Raw genomic sequence first — 1,350 nt, 5'->3', positions numbered from 1 at the left:
GTGAATACGTCCATGTAGATACTCTGTTTAAAATCAAGTTAAAAATAGGCATTTTTCTGCTATTCAGCGATTGACGGAATTGCATAAAAACGCGTGTTATCGAATGGTTTATCATGCTTGAGCATGCCGTGAATCGCATGTAACAATTTACGCATGACCGCACAACAGGCTTGCAACGGTAATTTACCCATATCCAGGAGATGTTGGTAATACGCCTTAATATGGCGATCATGCTGCACAGCGCTCCAGACAGGCATATACAGGGCGGCGCGAATCTGGCTGTTACCGGCCTTGGATATACGCGTTTTTTTGTGGACACTCGTGCCGGAATCAAAAGCTCTTGGATCGAGCCCCGCAAACTTGACCCACTCACGGTGCGACATATCCGCAGGCAAAATCAGTAGTTCTCCCATGAGGGCAATCGCACTGGTATTGGCAATACCCTTAATGCTCGTGAACAAAACTAATGCTCGACTGAGTTCCGGATGTTTTTCGATCAATGCCAAGGCGCCAGCCGTTAACTGATCGATACGCTTATCTAATTGATCGATGGCTGCTTGTGCATCTTTTAGCACGGCTTTGGGTGTTTCAACTGTTGCGCTTAAGGCATGCAATTGATTCTTTGCTGCTGTTTTTTGATCGGTTAGTGCATTAATACGGCGTGAGAAACAACGTAAAGCGATCTTTTCATTCGAAGGACGGGACCAAGGCGCAAAATCCATCCGTTCGGCATACACCGCCAGAGTATTCGCGTCCACATCATCTGTTTTACTATTGTTCATCAACACTTTAGCAAAGTTATGAGAGACCTTGGGATTGATGACCATTACCTTGACGCCGGCATCATGGAGCGCAACGGCTAAATCGAAATGATAACTGCCGGTGGCTTCCATACACACGATAATGCCGGACAATTTGTTCAGTTTCTTGGCCATCCGGGCATGATCAGCTGGGGTATTGGAGAACTTCTGCGGATTGAAAGGTTTGCCATTTTTGCGCACCACCAAAACCAGTTCTTTAGATCCTACATCGACGCCAGCGAAGATACGGGTTTGTGTGTCAAGTGAAGCGCTGTTAATTTGTTGATCTGCCATGTTTAATTGTTATTCTGTGATAAGGAAAGTAAACTAGTCATTGGTTCCCGACCCTGCGTATGCACCTACCATCCTTGTGAATGCAGGCTCTAAGCCTCAGATACTCCGCGGTATAGGTGAATAGGGCGGGGGCCAATCTACATGACAGGCTCTGGTTTAATCCAGTCCTCAGGCTCAAGCGGCCTCCCAATGAACTCGGTAAAGCTTAAAGTATTTCCTGGCTAAAATTCATTTAAATTAATCATACAAGGCTCTA

The 1,350-nt window shown here is 45.9% G+C and carries 1 protein-coding gene; it reads right to left on the bottom strand.

All coding sequences use genetic code 11. From position 1 onward, the window contains the following. Positions 1-59: 59 nt before the first annotated feature. The gene (locus VD907_05790; protein HYG84356.1) at positions 60-1,094 is read right to left on the bottom strand and encodes an IS110 family transposase; all 1,035 of its coding nucleotides are present in this window, start codon (positions 1,092-1,094) and stop codon (positions 60-62) included. Positions 1,095-1,350: the final 256 nt, after the last annotated feature.

The sequence above is a fragment of the Verrucomicrobiia bacterium genome (assembly GCA_035629335.1).
Classification (GTDB): domain Bacteria; phylum Patescibacteriota; class Saccharimonadia; order Saccharimonadales; family Saccharimonadaceae; genus DASUUR01.
The sequence above is the reverse complement of the archived record's forward strand: the minus strand, read 5'-3'. Positions and strand labels throughout refer to the sequence as shown.

Bases quoted from the DNA above. Each gene is read 5' to 3' on its own strand.
- VD907_05790 (HYG84356.1), bottom strand. From the start codon at position 1,094: ATGGCAGATCAACAAATTAACAGCGCTTCACTTGACACACAAACCCGT.